The sequence below is a fragment of the Paenibacillus kobensis NBRC 15729 genome, assembly GCF_004000825.1.
Lineage (GTDB): Bacteria > Bacillota > Bacilli > Paenibacillales > Paenibacillaceae > Paenibacillus_T > Paenibacillus_T kobensis.
In genome coordinates, this window is sequence record NZ_BILZ01000039.1 from 25416 (window position 1) to 43870 (window position 18455).

General features: G+C 47.7%; 21 protein-coding genes. 8 read left to right on the plus strand and 13 right to left on the minus strand.

Annotated features, from left to right (window positions below; genetic code table 11):
- Window positions 1-6 precede the first annotated feature (6 nt).
- From feoB to PKO01S_RS19840, 3 genes are all read right to left on the minus strand, one after another.
- Complete coding sequence (gene feoB, locus PKO01S_RS19830; protein ID WP_127533181.1) at window positions 7-2019, minus strand: ferrous iron transport protein B; 2013 nt, start codon at window positions 2017-2019, stop codon at window positions 7-9.
- Complete coding sequence (locus PKO01S_RS19835; RefSeq protein ID WP_246070651.1) at window positions 2016-2246, minus strand: FeoA family protein; 231 nt, start codon at window positions 2244-2246, stop codon at window positions 2016-2018. The genes feoB and PKO01S_RS19835 overlap by 4 nt, the downstream gene beginning before the upstream one ends.
- Window positions 2247-2406: 160 nt before the next feature.
- Window positions 2407-2775, minus strand: a complete 369-nt coding sequence (locus PKO01S_RS19840) for a winged helix-turn-helix transcriptional regulator (protein WP_127533182.1) — start codon at window positions 2773-2775, stop codon at window positions 2407-2409.
- A gap of 140 nt (window positions 2776-2915) precedes the next feature.
- Between PKO01S_RS19840 and PKO01S_RS19845 the strand changes: the two genes are divergently transcribed.
- Together PKO01S_RS19845 and PKO01S_RS28890 are read left to right on the plus strand one after the other, a co-directional pair.
- Window positions 2916-3566, plus strand: a complete 651-nt coding sequence (locus PKO01S_RS19845; protein ID WP_127533183.1) for an NADPH-dependent F420 reductase — start codon at window positions 2916-2918, stop codon at window positions 3564-3566.
- Between the two features lie 402 nt (window positions 3567-3968).
- Window positions 3969-4856, plus strand: a complete 888-nt coding sequence (locus tag PKO01S_RS28890) for a hypothetical protein (RefSeq protein ID WP_164779678.1) — start codon at window positions 3969-3971, stop codon at window positions 4854-4856.
- Window positions 4857-4906: 50 nt separating this feature from the next.
- Here PKO01S_RS28890 and PKO01S_RS19855 read toward each other — a convergent pair whose 3' ends face one another.
- Entirely contained in the window at window positions 4907-5539 is a 633-nt protein-coding gene (locus PKO01S_RS19855; RefSeq protein WP_127533184.1) for an FMN-dependent NADH-azoreductase, read from the minus strand.
- A gap of 133 nt (window positions 5540-5672) precedes the next feature.
- Here PKO01S_RS19855 and PKO01S_RS19860 point away from each other — a divergent pair, with 133 nt between their 5' ends.
- Window positions 5673-6032: a winged helix-turn-helix transcriptional regulator gene (locus PKO01S_RS19860; RefSeq protein ID WP_127533185.1), complete on the plus strand. Its 360-nt coding sequence runs from the start codon at window positions 5673-5675 to the stop codon at window positions 6030-6032.
- A gap of 77 nt (window positions 6033-6109) precedes the next feature.
- Here PKO01S_RS19860 and PKO01S_RS19865 read toward each other — a convergent pair whose 3' ends face one another.
- Window positions 6110-7000, minus strand: coding sequence for a ketopantoate reductase family protein (locus PKO01S_RS19865; protein WP_127533186.1), 891 nt, complete (start codon window positions 6998-7000; stop codon window positions 6110-6112).
- A gap of 161 nt (window positions 7001-7161) precedes the next feature.
- Here PKO01S_RS19865 and PKO01S_RS19870 point away from each other — a divergent pair, with 161 nt between their 5' ends.
- On the plus strand, window positions 7162-7743 hold the full coding sequence (locus PKO01S_RS19870; RefSeq protein ID WP_127533187.1) for a TetR/AcrR family transcriptional regulator: 582 nt from the start codon (window positions 7162-7164) through the stop codon (window positions 7741-7743).
- A 63-nt stretch (window positions 7744-7806) separates the two neighbouring features.
- Here the strand turns inward: PKO01S_RS19870 and PKO01S_RS19875 are convergent, their stop codons facing one another.
- Complete coding sequence (locus PKO01S_RS19875; protein WP_127533188.1) at window positions 7807-8829, minus strand: LacI family DNA-binding transcriptional regulator; 1023 nt, start codon at window positions 8827-8829, stop codon at window positions 7807-7809.
- Between the two features lie 274 nt (window positions 8830-9103).
- Here PKO01S_RS19875 and cysD point away from each other — a divergent pair, with 274 nt between their 5' ends.
- Window positions 9104-10000: a sulfate adenylyltransferase subunit CysD gene (gene cysD / locus PKO01S_RS19880; RefSeq protein WP_246070652.1), complete on the plus strand. Its 897-nt coding sequence runs from the start codon at window positions 9104-9106 to the stop codon at window positions 9998-10000.
- Window positions 10000-11595, plus strand: a complete 1596-nt coding sequence (locus PKO01S_RS19885; RefSeq protein WP_127533189.1) for a sulfate adenylyltransferase subunit 1 — start codon at window positions 10000-10002, stop codon at window positions 11593-11595. The genes cysD and PKO01S_RS19885 overlap by 1 nt, the downstream gene beginning before the upstream one ends.
- Window positions 11596-11684: 89 nt before the next feature.
- Here PKO01S_RS19885 and PKO01S_RS19890 read toward each other — a convergent pair whose 3' ends face one another.
- Window positions 11685-12110: an SRPBCC family protein gene (locus tag PKO01S_RS19890; protein ID WP_127533190.1), complete on the minus strand. Its 426-nt coding sequence runs from the start codon at window positions 12108-12110 to the stop codon at window positions 11685-11687.
- Window positions 12111-12175: 65 nt separating this feature from the next.
- Window positions 12176-13132, minus strand: coding sequence for a sigma-70 family RNA polymerase sigma factor (locus tag PKO01S_RS19895; protein ID WP_127533191.1), 957 nt, complete (start codon window positions 13130-13132; stop codon window positions 12176-12178).
- A 195-nt stretch (window positions 13133-13327) separates the two neighbouring features.
- Between PKO01S_RS19895 and PKO01S_RS19900 the strand changes: the two genes are divergently transcribed.
- Window positions 13328-13774 carry a nuclear transport factor 2 family protein gene (locus PKO01S_RS19900; protein ID WP_127533192.1) on the plus strand — a complete coding sequence of 149 codons (447 nt, stop codon included), beginning with the start codon at window positions 13328-13330 and terminating at the stop codon, window positions 13772-13774.
- 77 nt (window positions 13775-13851) lie between these two features.
- Here PKO01S_RS19900 and PKO01S_RS19905 read toward each other — a convergent pair whose 3' ends face one another.
- The 5 genes from PKO01S_RS19905 to PKO01S_RS19925 all read right to left on the minus strand — a co-directional run bounded on the left by PKO01S_RS19905 (window position 13852) and on the right by PKO01S_RS19925 (window position 17699).
- A complete protein-coding gene (locus PKO01S_RS19905) occupies window positions 13852-14145 on the minus strand; it encodes a helix-turn-helix domain-containing protein (protein ID WP_164779679.1) in 294 nt (97 codons plus the stop codon).
- A 49-nt stretch (window positions 14146-14194) separates the two neighbouring features.
- Window positions 14195-14530, minus strand: a complete 336-nt coding sequence (locus PKO01S_RS19910) for a YrdB family protein (protein ID WP_127533194.1) — start codon at window positions 14528-14530, stop codon at window positions 14195-14197.
- A gap of 298 nt (window positions 14531-14828) precedes the next feature.
- Entirely contained in the window at window positions 14829-15629 is an 801-nt protein-coding gene (locus PKO01S_RS19915) for a VOC family protein (protein WP_407669675.1), read from the minus strand.
- Window positions 15630-15767: 138 nt separating this feature from the next.
- Window positions 15768-16736: a helix-turn-helix transcriptional regulator gene (locus PKO01S_RS19920; RefSeq protein ID WP_127533196.1), complete on the minus strand. Its 969-nt coding sequence runs from the start codon at window positions 16734-16736 to the stop codon at window positions 15768-15770.
- A gap of 84 nt (window positions 16737-16820) precedes the next feature.
- On the minus strand, window positions 16821-17699 hold the full coding sequence (locus PKO01S_RS19925; RefSeq protein ID WP_127533197.1) for a helix-turn-helix domain-containing protein: 879 nt from the start codon (window positions 17697-17699) through the stop codon (window positions 16821-16823).
- Window positions 17700-17989: 290 nt separating this feature from the next.
- Here PKO01S_RS19925 and PKO01S_RS19930 point away from each other — a divergent pair, with 290 nt between their 5' ends.
- On the plus strand, window positions 17990-18454 hold the full coding sequence (locus PKO01S_RS19930; RefSeq protein WP_127533198.1) for a VOC family protein: 465 nt from the start codon (window positions 17990-17992) through the stop codon (window positions 18452-18454).
- The last annotated feature ends 1 nt before the right edge of the window (window position 18455 follow it).

The window sequence follows — 18455 nt, forward strand, 5'->3', positions numbered from 1 at the left end:
CGGGAATTAGTGAAAGCCCAATAACAGACCTGCGCGATAAATAATGAATGCGATAATGTAAGCGACAATAAGTGCATAGATGACCGAGAACCAAGTCCACTTCGCGGACTTCGTCTCGCTGCGAATCACGCCGACCGTTGCCAAGCAAGGAACATATAACAGTATGAATACCATGAAGCTGTATGCCTGCAGCGGGGTGAAGAATTGCGTGATCGCCCCTTCCAGTCCAGCATCGGTCGGCGCAGCATAGATGATGCCCATCGTCGATACGACGACCTCTTTGGCCAAAAAGCCTGTGATAAGCGCCGCCCCTGCCTGCCAGTTTCCGAAGCCAAGCGGCTGCATAATCGGCGATATAACTGAACCGATCGTCTGCAAGAAGCTTTCGTTCATTGGCACATTCCAGCCGGAGAAGCCCGAATAACCCAGCATCCAGATCACGACGGAACCGCCGAAAATGAACGTTCCGGCTTTGCGGACGAAGCCCTTGCCCTTCTCCCACGTGCTGCGGGAGAGCGTCCGCCACTGCGGAATGCGGTACGGCGGCATCTCGACGATAAACATTGACTCCTCCTCCTTGGCGAGCGTGAAGGAGAACAGTTTCGCAAGCGCCAGCGCTACGACGACGCCAAGCACATACAGCGACAGCACGATAAGGGCTTGATTCTTCTCGAAGAACGTTCCGACGAACAAACTATACACGGACAGACGCGCGGAGCATGACATCAACGGCGTCAGCAGAATCGTGAGCAGACGCTCCTTGGGCTGCTCGATCGTCCGTGCAGCCATGATGCCCGGTACGTTGCAGCCGAACCCAATGATCATCGGGATGAATGCTTTGCCGTTCAGTCCGACGCCTTCGAGCAGTTTGTCCATAACAGTCGCAATCCTCGCCATATAACCAGAGTCCTCAATAAAGGAAATAATGAGGAACAGCATGAAGATCTGCGGTACGAACACAAGCACCCCGCCCACCCCGGAAATCACCCCATCGAGCAAGACCGCTTTAATGAAAGCGGCCGCGCCAGCCGAATCGAGGAACGAGGAAACGTTGTCTCGCACAAAACCATTGAGCAGCGAATCGAGCGCGTCGGATAGCGGTGTGCCGAACCAATCGAAGGTGAGCTTGAACGTCAAATACATAAACGCCAAGAACACGGGAATACCTAGAAACTTGTTCATGACGATGGCATCGATACGCTCTGATAGCGTCGTATGCTGCTCTTTCGTCTCGCGAACAGATTGCTGCAGCCATCCCTGGATGATGGCGGCACGCCGGTCGCGGATATAATCCGCCAGCCTTATGCCGCCAGTTTCCTGAACGAGCTTCTCCGTTTCAACGTAACAAGCCTGCAGCTGCACCGGATCGACATACTGGCGAAGCTTCTGCAGAACTGGAATGTTACCCTCCAGCAGTTGCAGCGCAAGCCATCTTGCGGACGTCAGTTCCTTCGGCAGCATTGCTTCCAGTCTACTGATCGCTCCCTCCAGCACCGGTCCGTAATCGAATCGGCGCGGACTAGCGGCAATGCCGCTGTCACCGCTCGATTGAATCGAGGTTTCCAGCAGCGCATCACAGCCGTATCCGGTGCGTGCGATGACAGGTACAATCGGAATGCCGATCTGCTTCGCAAGCTGCTCCACATCAATGTTCAAGCCGCGCTTCTTGGCTACATCAATCATATTGAGCGCCAAGACGACCGGACGGCCATATTCCAGCAGCTGGATCGTCAGATGCAGGTTGCGCTCCAGCTGCGAAGCATCCACGACATTCAATAGCATGGAAGGCGTCTCGTCCAGCAAATACAGCGTCGTTACCCCTTCGTCACGCGACAGAGGACTGAGCGAGTAAATGCCCGGCAAGTCGATGAGCTGGCCGCGTTTATTGTTCAGCATGCCGACCTTCTTCTCGATCGTAACGCCGGCCCAATTACCGACATATTCATAGGAATCCGTCAGCATATTGAAGAGCGAGGTTTTGCCGGTATTGGGGTTGCCGGTCAATGCAAGCTTGATCATACGCCCTCTACCAGAATGCTGCCTGCATCCTTGCGACGGATAGCTATCCATTGCCCCTTAATCTCAATCGTGCAAGGACCGCCGAACGGCATCGTCTTGCGGAGTGAAATGACGGATCCCACCATGACGCCGAGGTCCCCAAGACGTCGGCGAACTAGCGCATGGACGCTATCTAAATTCGTAACTTTAACGTTGGAACCGGCGGTCGTTTCCAGCAGTGTCATCATGTTCACTCCATCTATAGTTCAATTCCAAATTTATAAACCGACGATAATGATTATCAATGTCTAATAATAGAGGATGCGGGCAGCATTTTCAATCACAATCTGATGGCGAACTTCGCACCAATTAATTCCCCTGGAGAGATTTCCGGCAGTGAGAAGCTGTTCACGGCACTCCAACTGTGGAGTTGGTTCCGTTATCAGGGGATTGCACTCCCCATTTCACTCCCCAGTCACGCATCTGTACAAGCACCTCGCTATACGCCATTCCGCTCTCCGTTAATGCATATTCGACGGTTACCGGTACAGTTGGAAACACTTTACGAATAACGATACCGCGCTGCTCCAAATGACGAAGCGTGTCAGTAAGTGACTGGATGCTAATGCCAGTTAGACTTCGATGAAGTTGATTGAAACGCTGGGCCCCTTGGCACAGCTGAGAAATCACAGAATACGACCACTTACCGCTAATCACCTCGATTGCGGCAACAATGGCTGGGTAGCAAGGCAATTCACTCTCATTGGGTTGATTCACGGCAATTCCTCCTTACAAAACATTAGTTGATCCAGAAAAGTAGAGTATGGCAAAAAAAATTGCGTTCTTTTCGAGAAACATCGTCCGTTATATGCTCTTTCCAGGGGGACCACAAATTACCCTAGGAGGCGGAGAATACGATGAAGATCGGAATTATTGGAGCCGGCAACGCCGGCAAAACGTTAGGGTCTGCGTTAGCCAAGCAGGGTTATCCCGTAATGCTTGGATCCCGGCGACCAGAGAAACTTGCGGATTGGGTTCAAGTAGAGAATGCGGACCATACAACAATCTTTGTCGGTACGCTTAGTGAGGCGGCCGCTTTTGGCGAATTGCTTATTCACGCGGTAACGGGTCGTGATGCGATCGAGGCTCTTAATCTGGCTGGGGAACAAAATCTGCATGGAAAAGTCCTCTTGGACGTGTCACTGCCGATTGATTTCAAGGACGGCCGAATGTCGCTGTTTACATCGACCGGAGAATCGCTAGGCGAACGAATTCAATTCGCATTCCCTGAATCTAAAGTGGTCAAAGTCATGAACCATATTGCCGCCGGAGTGATGGTGAATCCCAACAGTGTCGCTGACGGGGATCATGATCTGTTTATGAGCGGGAACGACGGCGCCGCCAAGCAGGCAGTCTCAACCCTGCTTCAACAGGCGTTCGGTTGGAAACGAATATACGATATTGGCGATATATCGGGTGCGCAAGCAACAGAAGGGCTGGCCTTACTGGCTTCTCGTGTTGCTTCAGCCCTGGGACACGGAATGATGAACTTCAAGGTCTCGCATTAACCCCTCATAACGATATGATAATTGACCCCGTGTCAAAAATACAGAGCAAAGGCGATGTCCATGCCTTGCTCTGTATTCATCGAATATTGGCGACTCCATGCCGACCTCGGCACCTAAAAAATACATCGCCGGCGGCGAGTTGGCCGCATGGCGATGTTTTCACGTTCTGAGTGCTGCAAGGCTCCGTGTATTCAGAAGACACCGTGAATTTTAAGCAATCCATCGCCGCGGCCGAACATACGGATCTGCAGGAAGTCATGAACGTGGCTGAGAATGTCAGGACTTATCTAGAGCCGCAGAGAGGAACGCCTGCTGTAGACGAATTGGGTTCAATTTGGTTTGTGCTCCTGCGTATTACGGCAATACTGGGGATTATAAGAATTCCGATTGGGGACAAACCAAATGCTTTCAAAGATACGGACAGATATTCCGCTGACAGCCCTATGGTTCGTCATTCCTGCTGTGCTCTGCACGATCCTCTTCATCGTTATTTTTTGGAGGAAAAAGGATCTAAAGCTGTGGATGCTGTATTTATGTTTAAATGCCATATCGCTTTTTTTGGAAGACGCCATTTTTATCTTCTTAAACAGCTACGAGTACAAGCCTGGAATATTGAAACAGCCCTATGCCGACAATGCGCTGGGAGCTTACTTCTCCCAATCGTATTACATTACCTCAATAGCCTTGTTAATCGCTGCATATCATCTCCGGTTTCGCTGGAATATACTATTTACCGCAATGTTTGTTGGCATCGAATACTTGTTTCTATTCCTGGGGATCTACAAGCTCAATTGGTGGCATCCGGCGTATACTGCAGTCGGGTTGGTCATCTATTTTGCGATCTCAAAGAAATGGTATAACTACTTACTGCATCCCTCCTCCCGTTTGGTCAGGTTCTTCACCCTATTCTGCATTAATTATGGGAACTATGCGGTCATTGCGGCTCTGCCTGTTATTTTTGAGGCTTACCGGCTTGCAGGCGGGTGGTTTGCTGATCCTGTGAGGGATACTATTGCGGTTATTATCGTTATCTTGTTAACACGGAGTTCAGTGATCGCTGTGGTTTGCTTCTGCAGCCTCCACTGGATCATCAAGGCGTTCGTTCCGGTTTTATTATTTGTTGGTTATCTAGTGCTGATTCAGCTGCATATCTTTATTATTTCTTCTTTTTGGATACTTGTCTTATTTTCATCGGCGGATATTTGGACTCTTCTCTTTTGTTGTTATTTCAATCGGAAGTTATTGCAGTCCGAAATAAGAAAAACCGCAGGCGAGCGCCTTCGGTTTTGAACAGAACAGGGCGCTCTTGCGAGCGCCCCAACCTTTTGAAAAACCCCGTATTAGAAACGTTCCGCTACTTTCTTAGCATGCGCAATTGCCTCTTCTTTAATGGCTGGAGCCCGCTCTGATGATGCCGTTCCTTCAGCAAAAATAGCCTCCGTAGATTGAATCCCATAGAACTGCAAAATCTTTTTCAGATAGCTGTATCCCATTTCGATTTCAGCAAGAGGACCTTCCGAATAAACGGAACCGCTAGCTTGAATGTGCAAGGCTTTCTTGCCGGACAACAGACCTACAGGACCATCCTTGGTATACTTGAACGTTTTGCCCGGAATTGAAGTCGCATCCGTGTATGCTTTCAGAACCGGCGGGACCGAGAAATTCCACATGGGGGAAACATACACGTACTTATCGGCAGCCACGTATTGATCGACAATCGCGTCAAGACGAGCCACTTTTGATTGCTCGGCTTCGGACAGTTGATCGAAAGACGAACCCGACCGAAGTTTTTCCCAACCACGCAATACATCTGCATCAAATTGTGGAATATTCTCTTTGTACAGATCCAAATGCACAACTTCATCTGTTGGATTAGCTTCATGGTACGCTTCAATAAATTGTTTACCTACCGCGAGGCTAACAGATTCCTGAGGATCAAGGGGATGTGCGGTGATGTACAGTACAGTCGCCATGATCAAAACTTCCTTTCTATAATGAAATGAAGTACATCTACAGGAGTAATCATATATTATGTACTTACTTATTTAAAGAAGGCACAATAATGTGGTATAGTATGAAAAAAGGTACTGTAACGGAGGCCAACGTATGCCAGATAAACCTGCCCAATGTCAATTCGTTGCGGCGCTGGATTCGATCGTCGGCAAGTGGAAGCCGATCATCCTTTATCATTTGCTTCAAGGTAAGCCTCTGCGGTTCAATGAGCTAAGAAGATTGCTGCCCGGGATTACGCAGAGGATGCTTACGCTCCACCTGCGCGAATTGGAGGAGGAAGAGCTCGTTACACGAGTCATTTATCCGCAGATCCCGCCGAAAGTGGAATACTCCATCACGGAATACGGCATGAGCCTGTCTCCGATTCTGGAAACCCTGCATCAATGGGGAGCCGCCCATGTCGAGCGAATGCAGTTCAAACAGAAGAATAATGAACAAACCGAAACGGACTAGCGTTCGAAATTACGCTAGTCCGTTTCGGTTGATACATCATCCAGGGGGGCGATATTATGAACCCTCCGGCGATGTCATCACCTGATCGATATCATCTTATGAAACATCTCGTCTAATAATAGGATTTCTGCTTTTTGGCTGACGGCGTGGTTCCCAAGCTTCACATCAATAATGAAGTCATTGCTCAGCATCTGGCGGTAACGAGAAATAATATCGTCGTCCGGCAATTCCCCCATTGCCTTCGTTTCGGGTGGGATTACCGGAATGCCGGCTTGCTCTACCAGTTGAATGTTTTGTTTAATCTCTGCGGCAATCTTGCTTAGGGTGCTCACACTTCTTGCCGTCTCTATATCCACCATTCCGTCATTCGTATAGAAATGCTTGTTGACAATAGCCAGCGCAGTATGCGAAATATGGAATGCCTGAATATCTTTTTGGATTTGATAATGCAGATCCGCTGATTCAAATATTCGGCCGAGTTCTTTCACTCTCTCGGTCGTCAGTCCATTTATTTCTCCAAAAATGGTTCCTTGATGTTTCTCGGAACCGAATTGGGCGTATAGAACACCCTCCTTAATGTCTCCACCAGCGCCTGGGAATCCCGGGAGTAAGCGATCACCCACGATTTCAAGCCAAGAGTCATATCCTATGGTGTTGGTCAAGGTGACGATGGTCTTGCTCCGATTATGCTTGATCGCTGACAGGGCAGATTCGGCTTGATCATATCTGACTGGGACCAAAATAAAATCATAAATGTCGTCGTTATCAAGTTTCTCGATCGTCTGGATCGATATTTGCTTGATCGTTCCATTATCGTTATATTTCAGCCCTTCCCTTTTCAGTGTCTCCAATCTCTTTCCTCGTGCCAGTATAGTGACGTTCAGTCCCGACTGTGCTAACCGGAGTGCATATACACTGCCAATCACGCCGGCGCCAAATATCAAAAGTCTATACGGTTTGGTGTTCAATATGATCCTTCCTTTCAAAGAATGAGTCTCAGATTGTTTAAGCAACACCTGTTTGATAAGATAATAATTTCGCAGTGCTAATGATTTCAACCGGCAGTGTTAGAGGAATGTTGCGTAGGCAACACATTGTGTTATTTGATGTTTAACAAGGGGGCGGAGACATGGTAAATCAGGAAGATCCGAGGGTGTTGCGCACACGACAGTTAATTAGAGAAGCGTTCAGAGATCTGTTGCATAGAAAAGGATTTGATGCAATCACCATCAAAGATATCGCTCAGGAAGCTACCATTAACCGTGCCACCTTTTACGCCCATTTTGAAGATAAATTTGCTTTGCTTGAGGAAATAACAGAACAGGCTTTTCATGAGAGGTTTCCAGAGCAAGTGGCGAATGCACAGGAATTTACGGATGAAATATGTAACCAGTTGATCTTGATGACCCACCAATACATCGTGGATTTTTATCGAATCTGCAGAATGGATTCCAAATCGATGGCTACGCTTGTCGACGATAAAATACAGAAAATGCTGCAGCAAACTATAGAAAGCATTCTGAGAGGAGATAGCCACCACGAGGCGGACAGGCATCATATAAAACTCATGGCGGCCATGACCAGTTCATCTATCTATGAGGCTGCGCATTATTGTTTAAATGTCGAGGAAAAGAATCTAGCCGGTGGGCTTGTAGACATCGTTCGGCCCTATGTCATGAACGGTCTGGGGCTGTATCGAAAATTGCATTAATAAAGAGAGCCGCAGCAGGTCACTCACCGGTAACCCGCCACAGCCCTCATCCCCTCTTTATCTTTATCTTCTCTTCGCAACGCTTTCACGAATAATCAGCTTGTTCGGCAGCAGCACTTTGACCGGCAGCTCGTGACGCTTGCCGAGACGATTAATTAAAAGCTGAACCGCCCAGTTGCCCATCTCGACGATTGGCATTCCCACAGTCGTCAGCATCGGGGATACATAACCGGACAGCTCGATATTGTCCATGCTAATAATCGACAGCTGCTCCGGCACCTTGATTCTTGCCTCCGCGAATCGCCGCAGCGCGGCTATTGCTGCAATGTCGGTTGCACAGAATACGGCAGTCGGAAGCGGCGAGGCTTTCGCCAGAAGCTCCTCGGCTCCCTGGTAGCCGCCAGGGCCGTTCTGCGGGCAGTTACTCACCCACTTATCGGAGTATTCCAGTCCGTGTTTGCGAATGATATCACAGTAGGCTTCATACCTTACCTCGTTTACCGTCTCACCAATATACCCGATTCGTTTGTGTCCATTGGCAATCAAGTGCATCATCGCTATTTGCGTAGCTTCATACCCGTCGCATATGACCTGATCACAGCTAGCAGAAATGAAATTTCGCCCTACATAGACCAAATTTTTGTAATGCTTCTCGAGAAAGCTCATGCTGTCGTTACTGAAGCGGCCCAATATAATGGCGCCATCCGTATGTGATGATTCGATCTGATCCAGCAGCGTATCGGTTTCTATATCAAAGAGCGAGTAAGAATGACGAACGGCATAGCCCAGATCCAGCGCTTGCTGTTCGATGGCACGCGACATCTGCGCAAAGAAAGGATCATCCTCCAATTGTCTGGTGCGCCCCAAGATGCACGAGATGGAAGGAGGGGACGACTTGCGGGAAGTACGTCTGCCAAGTTTGAGTTCTCTGGCATTCTGATCCGGTACATAACCGATTTCTCTCGCAAACCTCCAGACCCTGTCGCGAACTTCTTTGGTGGCAAAGCTATTGTCAGGGGAATTCAAAATACGCGATACCGTCGAGATAGATACACCCGCCATATTTGCGATCTGCTTTAAAGTCATCAGACATCTCCCGCGTTCATGTAAGTTTACTGAGTATGATAGCTTGTTTTTACGCAAAATTAAAGTAGATTTGCGCAAAGCGAACGCAATTTTTGCGAGAAATTTAGGTGAAACGTTTGCGTAATCAATGCTGGTCTTCCATATCGAAAAACCATATACTTAGATGAACATTATGCTGATTTTGTCGTGGGCTATGTCGAGGAAAAACGATATCAACCACATCGATATTTCGCAGTCCGCTGCGATTCAAATTAGCAATATAGGAGTGATACACTTGTCGCTGACACACTTAGATAAACTTGAGGCAGAGGCGATCCACATTTTCCGGGAGGTTGCCGCTGAATGCGAACGCCCGGTTATGCTCTATTCGGTAGGCAAAGATTCATCGGTATTGCTGCACCTGGCATTGAAGGCCTTTTATCCTGAAAAGCTGCCATTCCCGCTGCTCCATGTCGATACGAGTTGGAAATTCCAAGAAATGATTCAGTTCCGTGACCGCAGAGCGCAGGAGCTCGGCGTTGACCTGATTGTTCATCGCAACGAAGCCGCTATTGCAGAGGGCATCAATCCGTTCGATCACGGATCGGCGTATACGGACATTATGAAGACACAGACGCTCAAAGAAGCCCTGACGAAGCATCAGTTCACCGCCGCTTTCGGAGGCGCACGGCGTGATGAAGAGAAGTCCCGCGCGAAGGAGCGTATCTTCTCGTTCCGCAACGAGAAGCATGCATGGGATCCTAAGAACCAACGTCCGGAAATGTGGAAGCTTTACAATACCCGCATCAATAAGGGTGAAAGCATGCGCGTATTCCCAATCTCCAACTGGACGGAGAAGGACATCTGGCAGTATATCCAGCGCGAGAATATCGAGATTGTTCCGCTGTACTTTGCAGCAGAGCGTCCGGTTGTTGAGCGTGACGGCAACCTGATTATGGTGGACGATAGCCGCATGCGGCTGCTGCCAGGAGAAACGCCCGAGATGAAGACAGTGCGTTTCCGTACATTAGGCTGCTACCCTCTCACAGGCGGGGTTGAGTCGGAGGCGGATACGCTCGAAGAGGTTATCGCAGAGACGTTGTCAGCAACGACTTCCGAACGAACAAGCCGCGTCATTGACAAGGAAGCTGCAGGCAGCATGGAGCGGCGCAAACGGGAGGGGTATTTCTAATGAGTCAGACAACAAGCAGTCTTCTTAAATTTATAACTTGCGGCAGCGTGGACGACGGCAAGTCAACGCTTATCGGTCATATTCTTTACGATTCCAAAATGCTCTATGCCGACCAAGAGCAGGCCCTTATGCTGGACAGTCAGGTTGGCAGCCGCAACGGAGCGATCGACTATTCCCTGCTGCTTGACGGTCTGATGGCTGAGCGTGAACAAGGGATCACGATTGACGTTGCCTACCGTTACTTTAACACCGAGCGTCGCAGCTTTATCGTTGCCGATACGCCGGGACATGAAGAATATACTCGTAATATGGCCGTCGGCGCAGCTTTCGCCGATCTCGCTATCATCTTGATCGATGCTAAGCAAGGCGTTCTGGTGCAAACTCGCCGCCACGCTCGTATATGCGCGTTGATGGGGATTAAGCATTTTATATTCGCAGTGAACAAAATCGATCTGGTGGGCTACGATAAACAACGCTTCCTGCAAATTACAGAGGATATTCAGCAGCTTCGTGATGAGCTTCGCTTGGAGAATGCGGTTATCATTCCGGTCTCGGCAACAGAAGGCGACAACGTAACGAAGCGCTCTGCCAATATGGAATGGTATAACGGTCCGGCATTGCTCGAGCATCTGGAAACGGTGGATCTTTCTACGGACAACACCGAAATCGGCTTCTACATGCCGGTTCAGCGCGTGAGCCGTCCGGATCACACCTTCCGCGGCTTCCAAGGACAGATTGAGACAGGCAAGGTTGAAGTCGGCGAGACGCTGACGATTCTGCCAAGCGGCGAGACGGCAATCGTTAAGTCTATTCATATCGGAGATAAGAACGCAGGCAGCGCTATCGCTGGGCAGCCGGTTACGATTCAGCTTGACCGCGAAGTCGACGTTTCACGCGGCTGCGTGCTGACCAAGGATGCAGGCTTAAAAACGGCGACCACCATCACGACGACACTCTTGTGGATGGATGAACAACAGCTGGTTCCGAGCAAGGAATACTGGATTAAGCTGGGTACGAAGATGCTTCCGGCCGTGGTGACCGATCTGCACCATAAGGTAGACGTCAATAACGGCAGCTTGCTTGTGACGGCTACCGCAGTCAAGAACGAGCTCGTCAGCTGCGATATCGTCGTCTCCGAACCTCTCGTTGTCGATGAGTTCCTGCAGCACAAAACGATGGGCGCACTTATTCTGATTGACCGTGTCACCCATGCCACGGCAGCATGCGGTGTGGTTGTATCCGTAGGCAGCGAGAACCGGGATGGCGTGTTCTTACAGGATGGCGATGCCAAGCAGCAAGTCAATCTGTTTGACAGCTTCTGGTTTGAGCCTGATGTGAACATGGTGCTGCGCCATAAGCATCCAGCCGCTACGTTCAACAAGGGAGATGTACTCCCTCTGCAAAGCGCTCAATGCGAATATCCTTCTGATTTCGATCTGCAGTCGGATGCTGGCTTCGCTAATATCCGCGGCGGCATCTTTACAGGCTTCGGCACTCGCGAGCCGCAATTGCCTTTACTTGATCTCAACGGACTGGAAGCAGGCACCGGTGACTTCGGCAAATACCGTAATATTCTCGTTCGCAATAAAGGATAAGCCATAGAGACGGATAGACCGATCTATGAACACAACCCAGTACCGTAGCGGTACTGGGTTATGTGTTATAGAGGCTTTATTTTTTATCTCTAGGATTGTTCGACATATCGTTTGAAGCTATCCATAATCGCTTGCCAGCCCGCCTTCTGGAACTCAACGGGGTGCGTGTTCTCCGGGTCGAAGATTTCAACGACCTTCGTTGCGTCACCTTGTTCAACAAAACGAATGTCTACCTTCCGCCCGTCTCCGATTGTGTAGGAAATCGCCTCATGCAGCTTCACTTCATCGTAAATCCCGGCAAAATCGAAGCCCATGCTGCCATCTCTTGCTTCCATCCTTGTCAGGAACGCGCCGCCGGCTCGCAAATCGTTCTCCGCTCTTGGCGCATGCCAATCCTCTGAAGGCTGATTCCACTTCGTAATGTGGTCCGGCTTGGTCCAATAACTCCATACTTTGGCCACTGGGGCTTGAATGACAGTCTCTACGGTTACTTTCGCTTGATTACTCGTTTCCATATTAATTAACACCTCTCTAGGGGATTTTGCTTCTCACTAATATAGACGAATGCCAATTGCCTTTTTCATCGGTCAATTTGTTCTGGGAGGCCCAATCGAGAAAATAATTTGGTGTTTATGAAATTAAGAACATGGACTATTCGATTATCTTTCACTTCAAGCACGTGGATGCCCCACGGCACCAGGACAGGTGCCTCCTCACTCGGCACATACTGCGCCAGAGCGGGATAACCGCCATTCACCGTAACCCGCAAAAACTTAGATCCCTCGCAATGCCAGCGTGTAAGCGCGAAGAACTTGGACAAATCGTCTTGGCCGCTGATCCACATGGCGAAAGGCGGCATGGACATACAGCCTTCCTCATGGAACAACGACACAAGCGCATCGATATTAAATTGTTCGAAGGCTTCCACATAACGCGAGAGGAGATCAGAATCGGGATGGACATCCATCTTGCTGTATTCATCCGAACGAAGCTGCGTTCGGTCCATCGTCTCCCTGGCTCGTTGCAACGCGCTGTTCACCGCTGCCGGCGTTATCCCTAACGTTTCTGCGATTTGCTTGGAGGACCATTCAAAGACGTCCTTCAGAATGAGTACCGCCCGTTGCCGGGGCGGCAACGTTTGCAAGAGTGCAATAAAGCAGAGCTGAAGGGTATCCTTGCGAACGAGAATGTCTTCCGGATTCTCCCCAAATTCAGGCGCGGGCCAGATCCAGGACGATTCCGGCAGCACTTCGTTCGGTTCGACAATGGAGACCGCTGGGTCGGCTAGGTCAACGGGAAGAGTGCGCCGCTTGGATTGCCTCAGCTTGTCCAAGCATAAGTTCGACGCTATACGGTAGATCCAGGTCTTAATGGATGAATCCTGCCTGAACTTGCTCCAGCTTTGCCATGCCCGAATGCTGGTTTCCTGAACAGCATCGTCAGCGTCATCCATGGATCCTAACATTCGGTAACAGAACGATGTTAGCCCCGGTTTAAAGCTTTCAAATAACTTCATATCAAAAGCTGCTTCGTTCATCTTGGCCTCCTAGAGTCGATGTCCTTCCAATATTCTACTTTACTCCGATTATAACTTATGAGCCGGATTGTACGGATCTTTTTGGTCATTTTGTACAAAAAATAGAGTGTAATGTAAAAGAAAACGGAGTGCGAATTCATTATGCTGAAATAGGAAGAAATGAAGCATAGTCCATTAAGAGAGGTTGGTTATCAAATGACTCAAGAAGCGAACAACAACTTGGAATTGGTTCGAAGATTTTTCGAGTGTTACGGAAGCGGCGACTTAGATACGATGAAGCGCGAAATCTTAGCCGAAGACGTGACGTGGATTATTCCCGGCCACCATCCGCTGGCAGGCGTGAAGAATGGTGCGGATGAGATCATTCAATATTTTGCTACCATTGCCGCAGCGAATTTCAAAGCCGAAGTGATTTCGCTTTCCGCCAGTGAGAACCATGTCGTCGATGTGCATCGCGGTTGGGGAGAGTACGGCGAACATCAAGTGGATATGAACTGGGTTCTTGTCTACCGAATCGAGAATGGACGTATTAAGCAAGCCCAGAACTTTGCCGTGGATCAGCACAAAGCCGACCAGTTCTTCTGGAACGTGTGGGGGGACGAACTGAAACCCGTTCCGGATCGGCTGAGAAGCAAGAATTAGGATGACGGAGGTAACCGCCTCAACGCCCGTCATCGACTGGTCCGAACATTTCTCGGAATTGAAGTCCGACCGCTCAGCTAGATAAGCTCGCAACTCTTTTCGTACTCACGCGGTGTAAGGCCGGTCGCTCTTTTGAAGTGTCTATGGAAGTGACTTTGGTTAGCGAAACCGAGCTGGAGTGCGACTTCCGATAACACAAATTCCTTGCGCTTCAGAAGCTCCTTGGCTTTCTCGATTCTCAGATGGAGGAAGTATTGATAAGGCGTATAGCCGGTCGCTTGTTTGAACAGACGGTTGACATGCGTCGGACTGAGATGGACGACTGACGATAATTCCGCTAAGGAAATATCCCGATCTAAGTTTGCTTTCATATAATCTATGAGCCTGCTGAACACTTCATCGTTCCTTCCTTTCGGTGAATTACTGTAAAGAATAGACCAGCAGCGTCGTACAGTAGGCAATCGACAGGAGGAGGATCGCCAGCGTCCTCCTCCTTCTCGCATATAAGGAGAGCGCGGCTAATGCAAATACGGCTAACTGCAGGATGATGCTTGCCCATAAAGGAGGCGGAATCGAAGCCCGGGGCGAGAGAAAGGTGCCCCACATATAGATGACAGCGATCGGAGTACCGAGCCCCAGTGAAATTCGTACCGGCAGATTCGCCTTGAGCCGGAAGCCCCAGTAGCCGAAAGCTGCGAACGCGGCGATCTCCAGAATAAAACACAACGGATCGAGCACATATTGAACGATGTCCATGTCCTATCCTTTCTAGTCGGTGCCCCGCGAGCTTTCCGTGCGGACCATCCAACCGGACAATTTGATTTAAGTTCCATAAGATAACCATAATTGATTTATTGGAAGTACGTAAGGAGGCACTTTAAAGTGGCCTGCGCACTCCATGATTACTGCAGAAAAACCGCAGCATCGATAATCCAGATTATATGCATTTAGCCTGCTGATTCTGTGTTGATTTCGGCCATATAAAAAAATGCAGAGCGATGGCGGTCATTCCACCATGCTCTGCATATAGGGCCAACATACCGATCTAATTTGATTACCCGACGACTTCAACTATTCCAATATTATTTCCCTCGATATCAATAAACTCAAATGATTTCAATCCGTTCTCTTCGTTAAGTGGGGATAATGATACACCCTTTCCAAACAGCTCTTTATACATCTGGAAAGCGTTAGACGATTGAAGTACATACGGTGTATGGGCCAAACGATTTACATTCGGGGTTTCCGCGAATACCATTCCATCCCGCTGAAGATAGTCCGCCGCCGCATATTTTATCGTCAGATTATGTTCATCGGTATTACTGATGTATCCGGCCCCTCCTGTGAACGACCAGCGTTTGAATGTGAGGCCGAAAGTATCCGAATACCATTCGATAGCTCGATCGATGTTTCTAACTGCCAGAAATGTCGCACAAACAGCAATATTTTCTTCCAAGTCAATATGGGCCGGCTTTTCTGCACCGACAAGTCCGATCCTATTCCCGTCGGAGTCAAAGAAATCAACGCAGTGAAATCCATCTGAAATAGATGATTTAGATAGTCGGACCCCTTTTTCAAGCAGCATCTCTACTGTCCTCGGCATATTATGAGACTCCAGATTAAATGGGATATGCGTATATCGATTAAGCTCATTGGATTGTACCACGACGATTGATGTATGGTTGGAAAAGTTGATTTTAGCTTTTTCTTCGAAGCGCCATTCTATCTCCGCTCCAAATACTCTCGTAAACCATTCGATCGATCTCGTTAGATCAGCAACGGGCAAATAGATCTCATGTATACAAAGCAGACTCACCATCATGCCCCTTTCTAAACGGTGAACATCATGTACCATTCTTATATTGGATTTTTTTACAAATACCTCTTGATTATATTCCGGTATATATTAATAGTCTATACGTCGACCAGACTTCGGAGAGGCAATCACAGTAGAATAACCGATTAGTACACCGCTAGGGTGGGGTTTTATTGATTATAATTTCCGCACTGGCCGGATATACTTCCAGAACCGCTCCGGATTATATGAGAAGTACATGATTCTACCGGGGGAAGTGTCCAAGCCGTAACCGGTGCCTGCAAAATCAAAAGCTGCCATTGCCTTTTCCATCTTTTCCTCCACACTACGATTCTCCTGCTCATAATCGAATGGCCCATGTTCAAAAACAATATACTCGGCTTCGGGAACATCAATCATAAGCAGTTGTGACGGTACTTCACCTTTATAATCACAAGGAAGACGTGCACCATAACACTCTGTACGCGGAATACCCCAATCGCAGAGTCTGCCGTCCGGGTCATTCATGTACGCCATAATCTGACCGCTGCCGCCGTTAGATTCGCTCCCGCCGTCGTCATCCAATTTGCCCTTAATACTATCGAGTAAGCCGCAAATGGTATCGCAGTCCTGCCCCGGAATGAGGCTTTGCTTTTGCCAGAAATCCCAATACCCATTACTCTCATAATTCTTAATGTGCAAAAATTGGTGTGCGGGAATGGTTACAAAATAAATTTTAACATCATCAGTAGACTTCATCATACCAATCTCCCCAAGTCCGAAAAAGTAGCGGTCGAAAGGGTTTATTTTTGTACGAAGGGCGACAGGCATAGGCTGTTTTCGGTATTCGCTTGGCGTTACACCATATGTCCCCTTGAAAGCTCTGGTAAAAGCTTCATGTGATGAAAAACCATAATCAAACGCAACATCCAAAATGCTTTTTTCACTATCCCGAACCTCTTTTAGTGCAAAGGCTAATTTTCTATGCCGCAAATAATCCCTAAATGGCATACCCGATATTTCCTTGAATTTTCTCGTCGCATGAAATTCGGAATACCCTAACTTGCGGGAAAGAAATCGCAGCGTTATGGCTTCACCGTTACGATTTCTAATACACTCGTCAATTTCATCAACGATGATTTGGATTTGCTTGTGCCACTCGTACATTCGTCTGCTCACCTCGTTTCAACCATTCTATAGTTATTCTAGAGGAGTATAAATTGCATGGCTTGATTCTACTTGCGGTTTAACTTATGGATGACTCTGAAATGCGTTATCAATCATCGTTTCCCTAAACTCGCTAGGGGAAATCCCTTTTATTTTTTTGAAACAACGGTTAAACGAAGAGACGCTTGAGAATCCCGACTCAAATGCAATATCCGTTATACGCGCGTTGGGATTCAAAATCAAAGATTCCGTCCTCTTGATTCGTTCGGTAGTCAGGAAATCTATAAATGTCATATTCGTAAATTTGTTGAATATACGCGAGAAATGGTATTTGCTAACCCCTACGTGATGAGAAACATCGTCGAGTGTAAGGGGACTCGTGCAGTTCTGCGAGATGTAAAGACAAGCTTCCGCCATTAGCTTAGTAGCCTTATAATCGGTGCTTGCATCGCCTGAGAAGCCTTCTTTCTTCGCATTGACGCAGTATCGTCCAAGCATGACAAAAAACTCTAGAAGAAGCGAATAGATACGTACTTCATTAAACAGAGTGTCGGAATCATATAGATCGGGCAATTGTTTGATTAAAATGATCATTCTATCAGCATCAATATTCGAGGGGTCATATTTAATGTAATGGTACTGATAAAAAATGGAGATGTTTGTATTAAATTCACCCATGATCATCAGTAAGTCGAGCGGGAATTGAACAATTATAAAAGCATTTTCATCTATATGATCAAAAGAGTGCAAGTCACCCGGGTAGATGATGACCAAGTCATTCGTTTTAAGAACGTGTTTGGTGTAATTAATCGTTACTTCATTATTATCGTAAAGGCTTACAAGGATCTCGACAAAAGGATGCCAATGCATCTTCCCGGAAAAATTGAGATCGACTTTCTTTGATACATTAATTTTCTTCCCGTTATTGAAATTCAATCTCTCGAAATAATTATTCAATTGCATGATCGCAAACCTCCCTGACTGGTTATGGATGAAGTTTTGGATATGGCTAGGCTATCATTTACGTTGTAAAAGAGCAATACTTGATAGGTTAAAAGAATGAAAACGCATACATAATGAATAGAATGCTTTTATATCAACGTTTTTACGGGTTGTAGTATTTGCAATGTAAAAAAATTTCAACAAAATATGCGCAGGTAATAAACAAGTTTCAGAGAGCGAGTTGCTTGTAAAATTGATAATTTATAGACAAGAAAAACATATTGAATTTCAATCCTGAGAGGAGACTTCAAATGTCTGGAGTATTCGGAACGAATTTGATGGCACAAGTAGGATTAATCGTTAAAGATGTGGAGGAAACAAAGAAAAAGTGGGCCGCGTTATTAGGTGTTGACGTTCCTCCGACGCAACCGATTGGTGATTATGCGGTTACAAAAACAGAGTTTAAGGGCAAATCGGCACCAAGTGCCTATTGCTGGATGGCTTTCTTCGACGTCGGTCCGGGACTGCAGCTTGAACTGATTCAGCCTAACGATGAACCTTCGACATGGAGAAACTTTCTTGAGGAGAAGGGCGAGGGCATTCATCACATTGCATTCCAAGTGAAGGATTCCAAGACTGCGATTGCAAGTGCTGAAGCTGCTGGTTTACAACTCGTGCAAAGAGGCGTTTATGGCGACGGCAGCGGTGAATATAACTATTTTGATGCTCCGGATCTAAAATGTGTCATTGAAATCCTCGAGAGCTACAACAAGTAAG

Bases quoted from the DNA above. Each gene is read 5' to 3' on its own strand.
- feoB (WP_127533181.1), bottom strand. From the start codon at position 2,019: ATGATCAAGCTTGCATTGACCGGCAACCCCAATACCGGCAAAACCTCG.
- PKO01S_RS19835 (WP_246070651.1), bottom strand. From the start codon at position 2,246: ATGATGACACTGCTGGAAACGACCGCCGGTTCCAACGTTAAAGTTACG.
- PKO01S_RS19845 (WP_127533183.1), top strand. From the start codon at position 2,916: ATGAAGATCGGAATTATTGGAGCCGGCAACGCCGGCAAAACGTTAGGG.
- PKO01S_RS28890 (WP_164779678.1), top strand. From the start codon at position 3,969: ATGCTTTCAAAGATACGGACAGATATTCCGCTGACAGCCCTATGGTTC.
- PKO01S_RS19855 (WP_127533184.1), bottom strand. From the start codon at position 5,539: ATGGCGACTGTACTGTACATCACCGCACATCCCCTTGATCCTCAGGAA.
- PKO01S_RS19860 (WP_127533185.1), top strand. From the start codon at position 5,673: ATGCCAGATAAACCTGCCCAATGTCAATTCGTTGCGGCGCTGGATTCG.
- PKO01S_RS19870 (WP_127533187.1), top strand. From the start codon at position 7,162: ATGGTAAATCAGGAAGATCCGAGGGTGTTGCGCACACGACAGTTAATT.
- PKO01S_RS19875 (WP_127533188.1), bottom strand. From the start codon at position 8,829: ATGACTTTAAAGCAGATCGCAAATATGGCGGGTGTATCTATCTCGACG.
- PKO01S_RS19885 (WP_127533189.1), top strand. From the start codon at position 10,000: ATGAGTCAGACAACAAGCAGTCTTCTTAAATTTATAACTTGCGGCAGC.
- PKO01S_RS19890 (WP_127533190.1), bottom strand. From the start codon at position 12,110: ATGGAAACGAGTAATCAAGCGAAAGTAACCGTAGAGACTGTCATTCAA.
- PKO01S_RS19895 (WP_127533191.1), bottom strand. From the start codon at position 13,132: ATGAACGAAGCAGCTTTTGATATGAAGTTATTTGAAAGCTTTAAACCG.
- PKO01S_RS19900 (WP_127533192.1), top strand. From the start codon at position 13,328: ATGACTCAAGAAGCGAACAACAACTTGGAATTGGTTCGAAGATTTTTC.
- PKO01S_RS19905 (WP_164779679.1), bottom strand. From the start codon at position 14,145: ATGAAAGCAAACTTAGATCGGGATATTTCCTTAGCGGAATTATCGTCA.
- PKO01S_RS19910 (WP_127533194.1), bottom strand. From the start codon at position 14,530: ATGGACATCGTTCAATATGTGCTCGATCCGTTGTGTTTTATTCTGGAG.
- PKO01S_RS19915 (WP_407669675.1), bottom strand. From the start codon at position 15,629: ATGGTACATGATGTTCACCGTTTAGAAAGGGGCATGATGGTGAGTCTG.
- PKO01S_RS19920 (WP_127533196.1), bottom strand. From the start codon at position 16,736: ATGTACGAGTGGCACAAGCAAATCCAAATCATCGTTGATGAAATTGAC.
- PKO01S_RS19925 (WP_127533197.1), bottom strand. From the start codon at position 17,699: ATGCAATTGAATAATTATTTCGAGAGATTGAATTTCAATAACGGGAAG.
- PKO01S_RS19930 (WP_127533198.1), top strand. From the start codon at position 17,990: ATGTCTGGAGTATTCGGAACGAATTTGATGGCACAAGTAGGATTAATC.